The organism is Salinicola halimionae, from assembly GCF_003206065.1.
Taxonomy (GTDB): domain Bacteria; phylum Pseudomonadota; class Gammaproteobacteria; order Pseudomonadales; family Halomonadaceae; genus Salinicola; species Salinicola halimionae.
Genome location: NZ_PZJQ01000002.1, coordinates 421,607 through 434,931 on the forward strand (window position 1 = coordinate 421,607; position 13,325 = coordinate 434,931).

Sequence of the window (13,325 nt, forward strand, 5' to 3'; positions counted from 1 at the left end):
ATGGCACACGAACTCGAAACCATGGCCTACGTGGGCGACACCCCCTGGCACGGGCTGGGTAATCGCCTCTCACCCGCTCAACCATTGGAAGTGTGGCGTCGCGAGGCCGGACTCGACTGGCGCATCCAGGAAGCACCGGTTCGCTACGTCGACGGCGAAGAAGAGCGACTCGGCACCATCCACGCTTTCCCCGAGCAGAAAGTGCTCTATCGCTCCGATACCCGTACGCCACTGTCCGTGGTATCGCAGCGCTATCGAGTGGTCCAGCCGGAGGAGATTCTGGAGTTTTACCGTGATCTCACCGAACACGCCGGCTACGAGCTCGAGACGGCCGGTGTGCTGAAGGGCGGTCGAAAGTTTTGGGCATTGGCGCGCAGCGGACTGACGACCTCGCTTAAGAGCGTGGATGAGATCGGCGATTACCTACTGCTGGCGACTTCCTGCGACGGGTCGTTGGCCACCGTGGCCACGCCCACTACCGTGCGCGTGGTCTGCAACAACACGCTGAGCATCGCGGTGGATGGCACCAGCCAAAGCGTGAAGGTGCCGCACAGCACTCGCTTTGACGCCCGTCAGGTAAAACGGCAGCTGGGGATCTCGGTCTCGCGTTGGGACGACTTCATGGTTCGGCTCAAGACGCTGGCCGAGCGACGGGTCACCCAGCGCGAAGCGGAAGGCTGGTTCCAATCGGTGCTGTGTGACATCTCGACGCCGATCAGTGATACCGCAACGCTCTCCAACCGGCGGGCCCTGGAGCGGGTGACAGCGCTGTACAACGGCAAGGGGCGAGGTGCCGAGCTATGCACGGCTCGTGACACCGCCTGGGGGCTGGTCAACGCCGTTACCGAGTACGTCGATCATGAGAAGCGCGCGCGGAGCAACGACTATCGCATGGACTCGGCGTGGTTCGGTCAGGGCGCACAGCTGAAGCAGAAAGCGCTGAATGCCGCACTTGAGCTGGTGACATGAGTTTTCGCCAACGCAAGGTTCATTCCGTCACGAAGCGAGAGCGATGGCGTATTCGCCCTGAAGAGCGTCGCCGTTGCCTGCTTTTACCTTGGCGACAACCACCATCCCTGGAGACCCGCTCATGACGACAGTGACAAGGCACTGCTTGATTTGTGGTTCACGGGTGTTGATATCGCGAGAGGAGGCAGGTGGCGTTGTGGTGGTGCTTGGCATCTTCGCTGGTCTGGCTCGGGGCATTCGGCGGGTCGCCAGAACCCAGTCCAGGGAAACATCCTCGGCTAAGAGCGAAGCCGGACTTCCCGAGTTGGAGGTGTGTCTGGCCGGCGTGAACGAAGTATCTGCGTCGAAAGACAGCGTGGCGTCGTTTCGAGATGACGTGATCCGACATCACTTCGTGGGACAGCGATATCTCTGCCTGCGTTGTGGCGCGCGACAGAATCGAACGAACTGACCCTCACTTGGCCCCGCGAGTCTTCGGATGCTGAAGGCGCGTGCTTAACTGCTCTATGAGACCGGTCACCAACTCGCGGTCTTCCGCGCTGAGCGGCTCCAGCAGGTTGGCTAGATGCTTGGCACGATCCTGGGCGAGCGGGCTTGTTTCGCTCAGTAGGTCGCTGACCTCGCAGTCAAAGACCTCGGCAAACTGGAATAGCCGATCCAGCGCCGGAAGCACGATGCCACGTTCGATGCGGGAGACGGCCTCGTTGCCCAATCTCATCCGTTCGGCGACATCGCTCTGCTTGAGATCGCAGCGCAAGCGCTCTCGGGCAATGGCACGGCCAATTCGCTTGGCCAGCGCTACTGAATCCTCGTCCGTCATGAAGCCCTCCATTCAACCTGAATGGTTGGGTATCATCGCCTTGACATGAACACCCTGTTGGGTTGTCATCCAACCCGTAAGGATGTGTAACGTTGTCAGGAATCAGACTTTCAAACGAAAAATCTCATTCAGGGAACTACCAACCATGAAAAACCCATGGCTTTGGGTACCGATACTTTGTGGCGCCCTGGGCAGCCCCGCGTTTGCCGATAACTACGAGTGGAGTAGCGGCTTCGGCATGGGGGCAAGCGAATACTGGGTCGACGACGGCAACAACAATGCACTGCTCGTTTCGTGTCCGAAGCTCTACGAGGGGGAGCCGTCGACGGAAGGCTACGTGAGCGCTGAAGCCACGATCGACGGTCAGCGCTATGGCTCCGATACGCTTTCGGGCGATCCCGGTTTCGACGTCATCGTCGATGGTGAGCGCTGGTCCAATCCCTTCTTCACCGATTGCCGCGCCTGCGGTTCCAACTTCCCGGCGTTTTGGGAGGCGCTGCGTCAGGCCAACAATCTCTACATCAGCGCGGACGGCGTCCGCTCGAAGTTGCCCACGGCGGGTTTGGAGAGCGCGCTACCGCCGCTCGATAGCCCCGAAAACAACTGTCGTAGCGCCTGGTAACGAACTGGGCGCCTTCTCACTAAAAAACGCAATAAGGAACTCGCATGAAAACCGTCAAAGTCATGTCCCTCATCGGAATAGTGTTCTTTTCCCTTTGTCTCTTATTTCTGCTGGTCTGCATGGAGAGCGATGTTGAGGCCGCTGCCGGGTGGGGCATGTTCGCGACTCTCTACGGTATCGGCTTCGCCATCACGGCGTTCGTTCAGGCCAACAACCGCGTCAAGGCAGGTGTGGAGTAACCTCGAACCATCTGACTGCTGCTGATGATCACTAGGTATCGAATTCAACGACCGCTTGCTGCGTGCGCCTCTCATCATGACCCGGCTCCTTCTGGCCGGGTTTTTTTATGCCCGGAGGAAGGACCAATGCACCAACCATCACTAACACTCGATCTCTGCCAATCGCTGACACGCCTGACTCGACAAATGCTCGAGACCGATCAGTGCAAGACCCAAACCCACGTGTTGGGCCGGGGCCGCATCTACCGCATCACCGTCGAGCTCACCCCGGTTCCGCCAGAGCAGATCGACGACGTGATCAAAGCCTACCAATAGAGGAGTCTCATCATGCCAAGACAGTCATCCACGACGGCTGCCAAACCCGTCGCCGTGAGCAAGAGTGAAGATCATTCCGCCATTATCCAGGTCATCGAGCGCGCGGCGCTCAACCCGGATGTCGATATCGACAAGATGGAGCGGCTTCTACAGATGCAGGAGCGGGTGCTCGATCGCCAGGCGCTGATGTCCTATAGCGCCGCCATGGCGGCCATGCAGACCGAGCTACCCAGCATCGAGGAGCGGGGTAGAACCAACAACGGCCAGTACGCCACGCTCGAGGATATCGTCGACACGGTGCGGCCCATCCTTCAGCGCCACGGTTTCGCGGTGAGTTTCCGGATCCAGACTCAGGAACGGGGCATTCAGGTGACGGGGGTGCTGATGCATCGCGAGGGGCATCGTGAAGAGACCAGCATGCTGCTGCCGGCGGACGTGAGCGGCAGCAAGAATGCCGTGCAGGCCTTCGGCTCTTCGACCAGCTACGGCAAGCGCTACGTGCTCTGCGCCTTGCTCAACATTACCACTCGGGGCCAGGACGACAATGGCCTCTCCGCAGCGACGCTGAAACTCGTCACCACCTTTCAGGCCGCTCAGATCAAGAAGCTCATCGCTGACTGCCCGGCCGCCACGCAGGAGTGGTTCGCCGGCAAATATAGTGACGCAGGCCGAGTCCCCCGGAACGACTTCGACAAGCTGCGCGCCTCCCTACAGAAGCGCGTGCAATCCAACCCTTCACATCACTGACTAGTCGGCGGGCTCTGCTTCGCCGACCAACCCGCATCTCGAGGAGGAAAAGGCCATGCAGATACTCAACGTAGAGCAGGGCACGCCGGAATGGCATGCCGCGCGTCTCGGCATCGTCACCATGTCCGAGCTCAAGACGTTGCTGGTCAAGGGTAAAGGGCCTGGTGGATTCGGTGCCGGAGCCATCAGCTATATGCATCAGCTGATCGGTGAGCGCATCACGGGAGAAGCGGCCGCAGCCTTTACGGGCAATGCTCACACCCAGCGGGGCCATGAAATGGAACCGGTGGCCCGGGAGCTCTATTGGGAAGCAACCGGTCATTCGGACCTGGAACAAGTCGGCATCATTCTCAACAACGGGGTAGGTTACTCGCCGGACTGCGTTGTAGGTAATGATGGTTTGGTCGAAATCAAAACGAAACTGCCCAAGTATCAAATCGAACTGCTGCTGGCTGGAGAAATCCCTGCCGAGCATATCGCCCAATGTCAGGGCGGCTTATGGGTAAGTGAGCGAGAGTGGATCGATTTCGTCAGTTACTGGCCGGGAATGCCGCTGTTTGTGAAGCGGGCCTATCGGGATGAGGCGTTGATTCAAACCATAGCGGAGCGCGTGGAGGCGTTTCATGACGAGATGGAGCGAAGGTTAGGTTCAGTAATGGCAGCTTGAGTTAGTCTGAACTTAGCCTTTGAAAAAAATCCGATTGGCATTTTAGATGAAAGTCTATGCCGGTTCTAAACCTCAATGCGATATTTGGCGCTGCCTGCGGGTGGCGCCGAGTACGGGGGCTGTTCCTTATTTTTTTTTGGTGTCATGGCTTTGAGATAGGGTGGCGTCTTTCGATGCTAATTCCAATAAGTGGATTTTAATGAGTTGTTATCCTGCCCCGTAGTGAAGGGCTGTGACGTGTTCAAAAGAGAGGAGGGCTATCCAGTAGCTACTGTCTTGGTTGGAGTGAGTGTTAGATCAGGTTGCCTCTTCAGCTTAGTTGCCGATTTGAATGCCGGTGGACGGTAGATAATCTGCCAGTCGTGATATGACGTCTGTATCTACAGGTTATAGTCTTGTTTCTTTTGGTCTGTATCTTCGCTATCTAGTCATATTCTTCAAAGGCCTTTCGCCATCCGCAAAGTAAGTTTAAGTTTCTGTGGTGGTGCACTGCTGAGCTTTCAATAGCGCTTACGAAACGTGATCGATTACTGTTTCTCGAATTGCTCGCACGCTTCGTCTCTTTCCATAATTTTCGAGGCTATCCAGTCGTCAACTTCTCTTTCTACCCAAGCGACATTTCTTTCTCCTAAAGAAACTGGCTTTGGAAACCTATTTTCAGAAATGTATTTGTAAACAGTGGATCGCGCCAAGCCAGTTTGAAACATCACGTCTTTCAGTTTGATTAATCTCATGTCTACGAAGCTCCATGTTCGTCTCATGAGATTCACCAAGGCTATAAATTTTTACTGCCACTCAGTTTTATGCTGCGGCGTGCAAGTGAATTGATACGCTTGCTAGCACCAACTGAGGTATATCGCAGATTTTGAAGCCTCTCTGGACGTGCGTCGAGACCTTGCCTGAGCTAAACGCACTGGCCTCATAAGCCCTCTGTGGACATAACGGTGGATTGGGTCTCGGATATTTTTGTATGGGAGTAGGTGTCATCAAAGCACTGGAAATGATCAGTAACGTGCTGATTCTCAGAGAGCATGAGAAATTTTTGGTTACGTGAATATTCTGAAAGTACTTCGTCGAGGCTACACAAAAGCCGCTAAAGGAAATTGAAAATGTGCCGATAAACATACGGTAAGGTTACGTAGTTCTTGGGTCATGGCGAATGGGGGTTGCATGGGTGTTGATAGAGGGAATGTTTCATTTGGACCGCTTGAGTTTAATAATGATCGATACTGTAGATTTTATGAAGGACACATAAGGTCTAGAGATTTTAAAGCAGTAAATATCACGAGCAGTCCGGTTTCAATAAGGTCTTATGTCCTGAGCTTTACCGAGAGTGAACAAAAAAATATCATTCGGGATTTGGTTGAAGCTAGAAGCGGAATGGTTTTGCCTGATGCCGAATTTTCTTGGTTAAAGGAAAACAAGCGCGCCAGTAATTTTGCTTGGTTGTGGCTTAAAACCGCTACAGCAAATGATTTTCGAGAGCTTTGTGATTCAAGCGCATTGCCGCCCGTTGCGGAATCTGAGCGGGAATGCACTTACTTCGATTCAATATTAGGTCGGCAATTATCTAAAGACTCGGATCATCATTATGCACAGATTTGTGCTTTTTTCGATAGTTGGTTATTTCCTGTAAGTTTCAAGCAAAATCTAATGAGTGGGTTGAAAAACAAGTGGTCCAAGTCTAATTCTAGACCTATAAAATACGATTGGTTAGATGGTTGCAATGATACTCAATGTAAGTGGGCTTGGGAGTATGCTGGGAAAAATTACCCTGCATGCAGCCTTTTTTACCCAAAGAGCTCAGTGGAGAAGCGTGATTTCATTATTGCTGTATTTGACACTATTGCTCACGGGAGTGATGCCATGCTTGGGGTGATGAAGTTTAGAAAGGCGTGGAGCCAGAGGGTTTTTCGTGATAAACAGGAAGGAAAGGTTCCACTAAACACATACATCAGTAAGGAGACTAAAGAAATGCTCGATATGATTTCGAGGCGATATGACGAGAAAATGTATAAAACGTTGGAAAGAATTATTAAGGAGTTCCACGTAAACAGCGGCGTGTGATTGGTTCTCGCCGCTTTGTGATTAAGAGTTAGATTTTCCAAGCATAAGTTGGCGGTCAACCTCAAGCGGTGAATGGCTATTTGTTGATTTCGGGGGCGACAAGGTTTGCGACATTTTGGAGACCCAGCTTGCGCTCTTCAAAATAATCGTATCGGTCGTATATGCCCTCTACTCCTTTGATTTTGTGATTGAGACATCGCTCAGCAACATGGCCGGGAGTACCCACTGAGGCCAGTAGACTTCGACATGTGCGGCGTAGGTCATGTAACGTGAATATGGCTATGTCGCCCATTCGGTTCTCTGGTTGCTGCATGCCCGGTTCCCGGCCGAAAAGCTTGGCGATAGCGTGGTTCAGAGTGTCTTTACCCATGTGGGGTAGCTTGCTGCTGCGCCGGTTGGGAAATACGAACTCCGAGCCGCAGGCGCGAACTTGAAGCTCCTGAAGCCAGTCAACGGCTTGAGGCGGCAACGGTACGATCATACCGACGCCCGATTTACTGCGTTCCCCGGGCAACTCCCATCGGCGGCGTACCAAATCGAATTCGTCCCACTTGGCTTCGGTCAGCTCGGTTTTCCTTGTTCCCAACACGATCAGTAGAGCGCAGGCGAGATAGTTCTCCCGAGTGAAGCTCGAGCGATTTTCGCGAAATACCGCAAAGACTTTGCTTATCTCATCCAGCGTCAGCGCACGGTCACGGCTCTTCTCTACGCCTCCAGCATCATTGACGTTGAACGCTGAGGCCGGGTTGTAAGTGATCAGCCCGAGCTTAACGGCATGATTGAAGAGCTGCTTCAGATACATCAGCGTGTCGTTGGCAGTGGTGGGCCGCCTACTGGCTGAGACTTTCCTGATGATGTCTCGAACATCCATCGGAGTGACCGCGTCGATCTCCCGCTCTCCGATGCTGGGCTCCACCTCCTTACGGTACACGCGCTTTGGGATGTGGGGATGCTTGAGACGTTTCTCCAAATCGGGATACCAGTCAGCGAACAGGTCGTTCACGGTTCTGATCGAGACCTGTTGCTCCTGCTTACGTGATTCGATGGGATCGACACCTGCCTGAAGAGATCTCTGATGCTCCAGCGCCTTGGACCGAGCCTCTGCCAAGGAGAGGTGCGCCTGCTTGCCTAAAGACATTTCTCGACGCTTACCGAGCAGGGAGTAGCGCAGCATCCAGTAAGGCGCTCCCTTCTTCGGAACCATCAGATACAACCCCCCACCGTCACTATGTCTCCCTGAAGACCCGTCTTTGACGAGTGACTGCACTTTCTTGGCGTTGAGGCTTCCCACGATCGTTATCCCTTCCCGGTGAAGTATTTGAGCTCTACCCATCACCTCTCCGAAATACAGTCCGGGGCCAACTGGGTCCACGTCCTGCGAGCTTGGCGAGTGTCAGCATACTAGGAGGGTGGGTAGTACCTTCGATATTGACGGAGATGGGCTGAGGAAGCAACGGGTTTACTACCCACATTACCCCCCAGTTGGAGATGGATTTTACGGGACCTCGATAGACGTCTGTGGACGGTTTGGCATCAAAAAAATAGCAAATTCAGCGATTTGAGGATTCTTTCAGATGTCGGTAGATTTTACTCTATATTCTGAATCTGTTCCCGCATCTGCTCAATCAGCACCTTCAGCTCCACCGCGCAGCGGGTGGTGTCGGCGACGATGGCCTTGGAGGAGAGGGTGTTGGCTTCGCGGTTGAGTTCCTGCATCAGGAAGTCGAGGCGCCGCCCGATGGGGCCCTTTTGTTTGAGCTGCCGTTCCACTTCGGTGACGTGGGTCTCCAGCCGGTCGAGTTCTTCGGCGACGTCGGCCTTGTGGGCCATCATCACCATTTCCGCTTCCAGCCGCTGCGGGTCGAGTTCGGTCTTGGCGGCATCCAACCGTTCAAGCAGTTGGGTGCGCTGGCGCTCGAGAATCGTCGGCAGGTGCTCGCGCACGATGGCGACCTGCTCGCGCACGCCCTTTAGCCGTTCGTTGATCAATTCAGCCAGGCGCTCGCCTTCGCGGGCGCGGCCGGTTTCCAGATCCTTCAGCGCGGCGTCGAACAGTTCGATGCCTGCGGCTTTGACCTGATCGATATCCAGGCGCTGGGTGGCCATCACGCCGGGGTGGGCGAGCAGTTCCAGCGCATTGGGCATCGGCGCTTCCGGCAGCTGGACGCGAACCTGGGCCAGCGCTTGGGAGAGCGCGGTGAGCTGATCGGCGTTGATGCCGGGGGCGGCGTTGCCCTCGGCGGGGTCGAAGCGCAGCGAGCACTCCACCTTGCCGCGGGCGAGTCGCTGGCGCATCGCTTCGCGGTAGTGCGGTTCGAGATCGCGCAGGGTATCGGGAAGTCGAAAATGCGGCTCCAGGTAGCGCTGATTCACCGAGCGCAATTCGAGCTGCAGGCTGCCCCAGTCGGCATCACGGGTCTGGCGGGAGAACGCGGTCATGCTATGGGGCATGGGGAATTCCTTGAATCGTCGAGCTGATCGCTGAAGTGTAACGTATCGGTGAAGACGCGGGGTCGCCGCCGATCGGTTCTACGGCCTCTGGCGGTGATTGTGCGCACAGGATGTGTAGAATGGCCGACCTTCCTGAAGCGTCTTCAACGCGGTGCTTCTATCATTGATGTTTTGGATCGAGAGGCTTTCATGCGCCCGAGTGGACGACAACCCGATCAGCCCCGCGAGGTCACGCTGACCCGCGGTTATACCCGTCACGCCGAAGGCTCGGTGCTGGTCACCTTCGGGGATACCCAGGTGCTGTGCAATGCCAGCGTCGAAGCCGGCGTGCCGCGCTGGCTGCGTGGCAAGAATCAGGGCTGGGTGACTGCCGAGTACGGCATGCTGCCGCGTGCGACCCATACCCGCAGCGGCCGCGAGGCGGCACGCGGCAAGCAGGGCGGGCGCACGCTGGAAATTCAGCGTCTGATTGGCCGTTCGCTGCGCGCGGCGGTGGATCTGAAGAAGCTCGGCGAATACACCATCACGGTGGACTGCGACGTGCTGCAGGCCGATGGCGGCACGCGCACGGCGTCGATCACCGGGGCTTGCGTGGCACTGATCGAGGCGCTGCAGTACATGCAGCGCAAGAAGATGATCAAGACCGACCCGTTCCGGCAGCTGGTCAGCTCGATCTCGGTGGGCGTCTACAAGGGCACCCCGGTGCTCGATCTGGATTACCCGGAAGACAGCGCCGCCGACACTGACATGAACGTGGTGATGACCGAAGATGGCAAGCTGATCGAGGTGCAGGGCACGGCGGAAGCGGAAGCGTTCTCACGCGCCGAGCTCAACGGCATGCTCGACCTGGCTGAGAGCGGCTGTCAGGCACTGTTCGCCAAGCAGCACGAAGCGTTGGGCATTCGTCGCTAGTCGCCAGGCCTGCCGTCAGTCGCGCGTGACCAATAGCCCGGACGCCAGCTGGCGGAAGGCGTCGGTGGCTCTTTCCAGCACGTCTGCATCGTCGCTGGCGGCAACCCAGAGCGCGGCGTTGAGCGCCGCGCCATTGATCAGCCGGGCGGCAGCTTCCACGTCGACCGGTTTGACGATTCCCGCCTTGGTCAGTGCCTCCAGCGTCGTCATCGTCGCCAGCAGGCAGCGGTTCTGGCTCGGCCACTGAGAGGGATCTCCCAGTACCGCCGGGCCATCCAGCAGCACGATGCGCTGGATCTCGGGATCACGCGCCAGCTCGATGTAGGCGCCACCTTCTGCCAGTAACCCCTCCCAGGCGTTCGTATGGCGCTGCCCGATCTCGTGGGCGCGAGCGGCCATCTCGCTGTCGAGTCGGTCGACGACGGCGGCCAGCAGACCCCGCTTGTCGCCGAAATGATGGTATAGCGCGCCACGGGTCAGGCCGGCACGGGCGGTGAGTTCGTCCATCGACGCGCCGGCATAGCCCTTCTCGGCAAAGGCCGATCGCGCGGCGTCGATCAGCTTGGCGCGCGTCTCTTCCAGCATTTCGGCGCGACTGCGTCGGGTCATGATCTCTCCTGTGTTCAAGACGGCTTCCTTCACGCTGCCGCCGGAAGGGTATCGCGAGACGACGGATATTGGCATACGGAGTGTATATAAATTTGACATACGCAGCGTATGCGTAATTAATATACGTGTCGTATGTCAATCTATCGGCGCCTTCATGCATCGCGCCCTCTCGAGGAGTCATTCCATGTTGCAAGCTCAACCTACCCAGTCGCCGCAGCCTGTCTTTCCCGCCAACCGCAGTGCACTTTACGAGAAGCATGGCTATTCGGCGGCGATTCGCTCCGGCGATCTGCTGTTCGTCTCCGGCCAGGTCGGTAGCCGCGAGGACGGTTCGCCGGAGCCCGATTTCGAAAGCCAGGTCGCGCTCGCCTTCGACAACCTGAAAGCGGTTTTGGCCGCCGCTGGCTGCGGGCTGGAAGATCTCGTCGACGTCACCACGTTCCACACCGATCCGGAAAATCAGTTCGAGACGGTACTGGCGACCAAGTCGCGACATTTCCCGGCTCCGCCTTATCCCAACTGGACGGCGGTGGGCGTGACCTGGCTGGCCGGGTTCGATTTCGAGATCAAGGTGGTGGCGCGGATTCCGAGCGACGCCTGATACCAGCTGTCCCCCCCCAACGACGAACGCCCCGNNCGGGGCGTTCGTCGTCTCATCGACAGGATACGGAAAACGTACTGTCGGCGTTTCGTCTCAAGTCAGACGATCAGGACTTCTCTTCGAGCATCTTCTCGCGGGCCAGACGCGCCTGCTCTTCCTCGTAGGTGGGGAAGTCGACGTAGCCGCGAGCATCGCCGCCGTAGAACGTGTTCGGGTCGAAATCGGCCAGCGGCCAGTCGTTCTGCAGGCGCTCGACCAGATCCGGATTGGAGGTGAACGGGCGGCCGAACACCGGCAGATCGATGACGCCGTCGTCGATCAGCTTCTGCGCTTCGGCCTTGTCGAGGTTGCCGGCGAACAGCAGCGTGCCGCGATAGGCATCGCGGAACTGGCGCAGGAACTCGCGCGGCAGACCATCCTGCCCCTGAGCACCCTGATCCATCAGGTGGACATAGGCCAGATCGCGCTTGCTTAGCTCCTCGGCGAGATAGAGATAGGTGCCTTCGATGTCGTCATACAGCGGCATGTCGAACAGCGTGCCGTAGGGCGTCAGGCGCACGCCGACACGATGCGCGCCGATTAGCGCGATGGAGGCGTCGATCGCTTCGAGCAGCAGCCGGCAGCGGTTTTCGCGCGAGCCGCCGTAGTCGTCGGTGCGGTCGTTGATGCCAGCGTTGATGAACTGCTCGAGCAGATAGCCGTTGGCGCCATGCAGCTCGACACCGTCGAAGCCGGCATTGCGCGAATTCAGCGCGGCCTGGGCAAAATCGTCGACCAGCCGGCGGCACTCTTCGGTGGTCGCCGCACGTGGGGTGGTGGCCGCCAGCATGTCGGGCTGGCCATCGTCGTTGTAGCCGAACGCCATACCACCCTGCTTGGTGCTGCTGCTGATCGGCGCGGCGCCATTCTGCTGGATCGAGGTGTGCGAGACACGCCCGACGTGCCAGGTCTGGCAGAAGATCACGCCGCCGCGCTCGTGCACGGCCTGGGTCGCTTTCTTCCAGCCGGCGATCTGATCGGGGCCGTAGATGCCCGGGTTGAACAGATAACCCTGGCCCTCGCGGGAGATCGGGCTGCCTTCGGAGACGATCAGCCCGGCGCTGGCACGCTGACGATAATAGAGCGCGCCCATTTCATCGGGCACGTCGCCCTTGGCGCGGGCACGGGTCATCGGCGCCATGACGATGCGGTTGTTCAGGCGGGTGCCGGCAAGATCGAACGGTTCGAATAGCGATGTCATATCGTGAACTCCTTTTTACGACGGTCCGGGCAACGTTGAAGTGATCAGCAATGGCATGATCAGCGATGACACGAGGCCGTGATGACGTAAGGTCAAAACAAAGCGAGCCCGATTGGGCTCGCGATCATTGGACCAAAGTCTAGGAAACAATTAGCCAGCCAACAATGAATCCTGACGACCATGCCGATGCAGGAAAGCTATCGCTGCTCGCTGCTCGCTGCTCGCTGCTCGCTGCTCGCTGCTCGCTGCTCGCTGCTCGCTGTCTGCCTTCTGCTCAGACCACCGAGGTCATCCCGCCGTCGACGGACACGTTCTGTCCGGAGACGAAATTCGACGCGCCGGAGCAGAGATAGACCAGCGTACCCACCAGCTCCTCGACTTGGCCCCAGCGTTGCGCCAGGGTGCGCTTCTCGATCCAGGCGTTGAAGTCGGCGTCCTGCCACAGGGCCTGGTTCATGTCGGTCTGGAAGTAGCCGGGCGAGAGACAGTTGACCTGGATGCCGTAGCGCGCCAGGTCGGCGGCCATTCCCTGAGTCAGCAGCGCCACGCCGCCCTTGGAAGCGGCGTAGGGCACGATGGTTTCCCGGGCGAGTTTCGACTGCACCGAACCGATATTGACGATCTTGCCGCTGCCACGTTCCGACATCGCCGGGCTCACCGCCTTCGACACATAGAAAGCGCTGGAGAGATTGGTGGCGATGACGGCGTCCCAGTCGGCGGGGTCGAAGTCGTTGAACGGGCCGCGTTTCTGCAAGCCGGCGTTGTTGACCAGAATATCCGGCACGCCGAGACGTTCGATCAACGGATCGATGGCCGCTTTCACCGCCTCGGCATCGGTCACGTCGAAGGCCACGGCGTCGACCGTGGCGCCGGTTTCCGCCGCCAGCTTCCGGGCGGCTTCCTCGGCCGCTTCCTGGCTGCGTCCGTGGACGATCACGCGGGCGCCCTGTTCAGCCAGCCCGCGGGCCAGCGCGTTGCCCAGTCCGCGGGTGGAACCGGTGATCAGCGCCAGTTGGCCTTGAATGTCGAATAGATTGGTCATCGTTGTCCTCGTATCGGTGAGTGC

At 57.8% G+C, this 13,325-nt stretch carries 16 protein-coding genes; 9 read left to right on the plus strand and 7 right to left on the minus strand.

Going from position 1 to position 13,325, the window contains the following annotated elements:
- The gene (locus DOM27_RS02450) at positions 1–969 is read left to right on the plus strand and encodes a DUF932 domain-containing protein (RefSeq protein ID WP_110654462.1); all 969 of its coding nucleotides are present in this window, start codon (positions 1–3) and stop codon (positions 967–969) included.
- A 454-nt stretch (positions 970–1,423) separates the two neighbouring features.
- Here the strand turns inward: DOM27_RS02450 and DOM27_RS02455 are convergent, their stop codons facing one another.
- A complete protein-coding gene (locus DOM27_RS02455; RefSeq protein WP_110654463.1) occupies positions 1,424–1,789 on the minus strand; it encodes a helix-turn-helix domain-containing protein in 366 nt (121 codons plus the stop codon).
- A gap of 145 nt (positions 1,790–1,934) precedes the next feature.
- On the opposite strand from DOM27_RS02455, the gene DOM27_RS02460 reads away from it, so the two are divergent.
- The 5 genes from DOM27_RS02460 to DOM27_RS02480 all read left to right on the plus strand — a co-directional run bounded on the left by DOM27_RS02460 (position 1,935) and on the right by DOM27_RS02480 (position 4,379).
- Positions 1,935–2,411, plus strand: coding sequence for a hypothetical protein (locus DOM27_RS02460; RefSeq protein WP_110654464.1), 477 nt, complete (start codon positions 1,935–1,937; stop codon positions 2,409–2,411).
- A 44-nt stretch (positions 2,412–2,455) separates the two neighbouring features.
- Positions 2,456–2,650, plus strand: a complete 195-nt coding sequence (locus DOM27_RS02465) for a hypothetical protein (RefSeq protein WP_110654465.1) — start codon at positions 2,456–2,458, stop codon at positions 2,648–2,650.
- A 126-nt stretch (positions 2,651–2,776) separates the two neighbouring features.
- Positions 2,777–2,965, plus strand: coding sequence for a hypothetical protein (locus tag DOM27_RS02470; protein WP_110654466.1), 189 nt, complete (start codon positions 2,777–2,779; stop codon positions 2,963–2,965).
- Between the two features lie 12 nt (positions 2,966–2,977).
- Positions 2,978–3,712 (plus strand): ERF family protein, encoded by a 735-nt coding sequence (locus DOM27_RS02475; protein ID WP_110654467.1) that lies wholly within the window; start codon positions 2,978–2,980, stop codon positions 3,710–3,712.
- Positions 3,713–3,767: 55 nt separating this feature from the next.
- Positions 3,768–4,379, plus strand: a complete 612-nt coding sequence (locus DOM27_RS02480; protein ID WP_110654468.1) for a lambda exonuclease family protein — start codon at positions 3,768–3,770, stop codon at positions 4,377–4,379.
- Between the two features lie 527 nt (positions 4,380–4,906).
- Here the strand turns inward: DOM27_RS02480 and DOM27_RS02485 are convergent.
- The gene (locus DOM27_RS02485; protein WP_342588598.1) at positions 4,907–5,140 is read right to left on the minus strand and encodes an AlpA family transcriptional regulator; all 234 of its coding nucleotides are present in this window, start codon (positions 5,138–5,140) and stop codon (positions 4,907–4,909) included.
- Between the two features lie 409 nt (positions 5,141–5,549).
- Between DOM27_RS02485 and DOM27_RS17865 the strand changes: the two genes are divergently transcribed.
- A complete protein-coding gene (locus tag DOM27_RS17865) occupies positions 5,550–6,446 on the plus strand; it encodes a hypothetical protein (protein WP_157956700.1) in 897 nt (298 codons plus the stop codon).
- A 76-nt stretch (positions 6,447–6,522) separates the two neighbouring features.
- Here DOM27_RS17865 and DOM27_RS02495 read toward each other — a convergent pair whose 3' ends face one another.
- Entirely contained in the window at positions 6,523–7,779 is a 1,257-nt protein-coding gene (locus DOM27_RS02495; protein WP_425353281.1) for a tyrosine-type recombinase/integrase, read from the minus strand.
- A 254-nt stretch (positions 7,780–8,033) separates the two neighbouring features.
- The gene (locus DOM27_RS02500; RefSeq protein WP_110654470.1) at positions 8,034–8,897 is read right to left on the minus strand and encodes a YicC/YloC family endoribonuclease; all 864 of its coding nucleotides are present in this window, start codon (positions 8,895–8,897) and stop codon (positions 8,034–8,036) included.
- A 189-nt stretch (positions 8,898–9,086) separates the two neighbouring features.
- On the opposite strand from DOM27_RS02500, the gene rph reads away from it, so the two are divergent.
- The gene (gene rph / locus DOM27_RS02505; RefSeq protein WP_110654471.1) at positions 9,087–9,809 is read left to right on the plus strand and encodes a ribonuclease PH; all 723 of its coding nucleotides are present in this window, start codon (positions 9,087–9,089) and stop codon (positions 9,807–9,809) included.
- Between the two features lie 15 nt (positions 9,810–9,824).
- Here the strand turns inward: rph and DOM27_RS02510 are convergent, their stop codons facing one another.
- Complete coding sequence (locus DOM27_RS02510) at positions 9,825–10,418, minus strand: TetR/AcrR family transcriptional regulator (protein WP_110654472.1); 594 nt, start codon at positions 10,416–10,418, stop codon at positions 9,825–9,827.
- A gap of 184 nt (positions 10,419–10,602) precedes the next feature.
- Here DOM27_RS02510 and DOM27_RS02515 point away from each other — a divergent pair, with 184 nt between their 5' ends.
- Positions 10,603–11,019, plus strand: a complete 417-nt coding sequence (locus DOM27_RS02515; RefSeq protein ID WP_110654473.1) for a RidA family protein — start codon at positions 10,603–10,605, stop codon at positions 11,017–11,019.
- A gap of 106 nt (positions 11,020–11,125) precedes the next feature.
- Here the strand turns inward: DOM27_RS02515 and DOM27_RS02520 are convergent, their stop codons facing one another.
- Both DOM27_RS02520 and DOM27_RS02525 read right to left on the minus strand, forming a co-directional pair.
- Positions 11,126–12,259 (minus strand): alkene reductase, encoded by a 1,134-nt coding sequence (locus tag DOM27_RS02520; RefSeq protein WP_110654474.1) that lies wholly within the window; start codon positions 12,257–12,259, stop codon positions 11,126–11,128.
- A 274-nt stretch (positions 12,260–12,533) separates the two neighbouring features.
- Complete coding sequence (locus tag DOM27_RS02525; protein ID WP_110654475.1) at positions 12,534–13,301, minus strand: SDR family oxidoreductase; 768 nt, start codon at positions 13,299–13,301, stop codon at positions 12,534–12,536.
- Between the last annotated feature and the right edge of the window lie 24 nt (positions 13,302–13,325).